Origin of the sequence: Dysgonomonas sp. Shenzhen-Wh21 (assembly GCF_043392705.1) — a bacterium.
Lineage (GTDB): Bacteria > Bacteroidota > Bacteroidia > Bacteroidales > Dysgonomonadaceae > Dysgonomonas.
In genome coordinates this window covers 1-3,136 of sequence record NZ_JAIXHZ010000158.1, presented here as the reverse complement: position 1 = coordinate 3,136, position 3,136 = coordinate 1, and the positions used below count along the sequence as shown (strand labels likewise).

Genomic DNA, 3,136 nt, shown 5'->3' with positions numbered 1-3,136 from the left:
AAAAGGGATGCCATTGCGTATGGAATAAAAAAGGCATAAAAAAACCTTTATCCAATATTATTAAACAACAATAAATTAGACTCTGTAGCAAGCACCCTCTACATTACCAGAATTTGTGAGGATTTGAAACCTTTTTATGCCTTTTTTATTCCATACGCAATGGCATCCCTTTTGGTTAGTGGGTTGATACTGATTGTTAGTTTTTGGATCGAAAAATGGGTTGGCCTTACACTCTTGGTTTCATTGATTGTTATCCCAATGCAAATGATCATAATAGGCATAGGGGCTGAAGCTCTTCATAAAAAACATATTAATCTGTTTTTGAAATATTCAGCTGTATTTTATAATCGCCTTCAGACTATTGCGGAAATAGTTAATTTAGATAACTTCAGACCTCAATATAATTTCTTGTCAGAAAAAAGTAGGGAGTTAAATAAAGCTACAACTAACGTCATGCGAGTAGCTATTTTATCGTCAGCAGTATTAGAGCTATTCGTTACTATTTGTATTGCTGTCGTTGCAATCTATTTAGGAATGAGCCTCCTCGGTATTATGACAGGACCTAATTACGGAAAAGGTTACGACTTTCAGATTGCATTATTTTTACTAATGATGTCTCCTTATTTTTTCTTTTATCTACGAAAATTCGTGAGTGCCTACCATGACAGAAATAGAGCTGTGGCTGCAGCAAAATTATTAATACCAATATTAAATGAAGGCATCGACACAACTTCAATCAATATCGATCATCAGTTTAATGACTTAGCAATTAACAATTTGAATTTCGCTTATCCCGATTCACCGGTGAAAGTTCTACACAATATTAATGTACAATTTCCTTTAAAAGGACTGGTATTAATAAAGGGAATTTCGGGCTCAGGAAAATCGACCTTGCTTAAAATATGCTCCGGAAGCTTGTATGTACAGGACAATAGCATTTCTGTAAACGGAAAGGATACTAAGTATTCGCAAAAGTGGCTTAGGATGAATTCTTCATATATGAATCAGTTCCCGTTTATTTTTGACGAAACTTTGAGATATAATGTTTTCTTAAAAAATGAAATGAATAAATCACAAGAATACCCTGAGTTTTTAGATAAAATACTTGCTAAAAAGGACGATGGTTGGGAAACTAAACTAAGTCATAATGGCAAACAACTGTCAGGAGGAGAAAAACAATTAGTTACACTAGCCCGAATGATGTTGTATCCAAAACCAATAGCAATATTGGATGAGCCTACAGCCAATCTGGATCCCGATACAATCGAAATCATCATTCCGGAGATAATGAAATTAGCAGAAGACCGATTGATTATAGTCGCTTCTCATGAGAAAATGTTCGATAATGTAGCTGATACAATCGTAAACTTAAATTGGGGAGAGCAAATGAGTCATGAATAAATTTATAAGAGTATATATATTAAAGCCCTTAGCTGGAAAATGGTTGAGAGGAACATTTCTTCTAATATTGTGGACGATCTCTTTTATTGCCCTTCCTGCTATATCGGGATGGTTTTTGGCGATCTGTAGTGTGGTGTTTGTTACTACAAGTACTACTTTTTCGTATCTGGTACCATCTGCTATAATACGTTTAATGGCATTTTTCAGAACGGCTGCAAGATACTTTGAACGATTAGAAAACCACAAAGCTACACTAGACGCTCAGCAGAGCTTGCAATTGAGAATTTTTCAGTCCGTAGCCAGATTTCCCTATTTCAAAAAACAGGTAAATAATAATTCAACACTACTAGAGAACAGTACACATGGAATCGACCAGATATTGAATCACATTCTTTTGTGGCTTTTACCTTTTACGGCACTAATCATTTCACTCAGTATATATTTTTTCTTTCTTATTGTCTTTTCTCAAACGATTGCAATAGAATTTTTGATTTCATCAGCCATTCTTTTATTTATTATTCCTCAATTAATTTTCAGGAAAAACAGAAAACTCTATGAAGAACTAAAGATGTGCCGAGAAGATAACAATCAGGTTCTTATACAAAGCTTTAGAGGGAGAATAGAAATATCGAAATACAGTTTGGAAGAGAAAGTTATCGGACAATACGAACAACGGCTATTACGCCTCGAGCAATTGGAAGACAAGTTACAAACCAATTCATTCTGGTTGCAGCTAATTGCGGGACTCGGTTTTAGTTATATTGCATCGCTTTTACTATGGAGTTCATATGGTAATGGTATAGATGCACCTACAGCCATCGGGATATTTTTCGGTATTATGGCACAGGCCGAATTGGCAGAAATGCTATTTTCGGGAAAATCAGAAAAGAGTGCTGTTGCTCATCAAGTTGAAGATGTTGATAGAATTATCAAGGATGGGGAGAAACCTCTGAAAACTGTAATCGTACATTCAAGAATGGAGAGCCTAAGTCTTAAGAATGTGAGTGCAATGATCCCCGAGACATCTGTGACTACCTCAGAGGTGTCATTAGAAATAAAGAAAGGTGAATGGATTTCACTATTCGGAGAGACAGGAAAAGGAAAAACGACTTTATTAAACAGCCTTTTTTATCCTGAATATCGTAAAAGCGGATCGTTAGTATGGAATAACGATATTGAATTGTCTCATCTACCTGTCCCGGAATGTATTTATGTAACCCAAAAGGCTTATTTATTAACGGGAACATTGCGAGAAAACTTTGAAGGTAACCCGGATGAAGCGATTGAACAAGTATTAGATACAGTAGATCTTACTAGCTGGCGTTTATCGCTTCCCGATGGATTGGATAGCTGGTTGGGAGAGAATGGTGAAATTCTGAGTGGTGGGCAGCGGAAGAAATTGCTTCTGGCCCAGGCCTTGCTAAAAAGACCACAACTGTTAGTTGTAGATGAACCAACAGCGGGTATTAGTTCCGAAAATGCTATTACTATATTTCAGAACATAAAACGTGAATATCCCGACATTATAATTCTAATGGCGACTCACCTAAAAGATTTTGAATATGTATCAGATAAAATTGTAAGGATATAAACGCTCTTAGACAGTTATAAATATTTACTTAAGGTTTTTATTCTTTTTTTCAAGTTATATCCTGAGATCGCAACATCTGGCCTATCATTTTTTATTATATCTGCACCATAAAGACAATCCTAAAAATAAATATTTTTGTAATAT

2 protein-coding genes are annotated in these 3,136 nt (G+C 35.3%); both read left to right on the top strand.

What is annotated here, in order from left to right; genetic code table 11:
* Nucleotides 1-159: 159 nt before the first annotated feature.
* Nucleotides 160-1,401 (top strand): ATP-binding cassette domain-containing protein, encoded by a 1,242-nt coding sequence (locus LDB17_RS11210; RefSeq protein ID WP_393925034.1) that lies wholly within the window; start codon nucleotides 160-162, stop codon nucleotides 1,399-1,401.
* Nucleotides 1,394-2,992 (top strand): ATP-binding cassette domain-containing protein, encoded by a 1,599-nt coding sequence (locus tag LDB17_RS11205; protein WP_252637486.1) that lies wholly within the window; start codon nucleotides 1,394-1,396, stop codon nucleotides 2,990-2,992. Before LDB17_RS11210 ends, LDB17_RS11205 begins: the two co-directional genes overlap by 8 nt.
* Nucleotides 2,993-3,136: the final 144 nt, after the last annotated feature.

Coding starts and splice junctions, on each gene's coding strand:
- LDB17_RS11210 (WP_393925034.1), top strand. CDS start 160: ATGGCATCCCTTTTGGTTAGTGGGTTGATACTGATTGTTAGTTTTTGG.
- LDB17_RS11205 (WP_252637486.1), top strand. CDS start 1,394: ATGAATAAATTTATAAGAGTATATATATTAAAGCCCTTAGCTGGAAAA.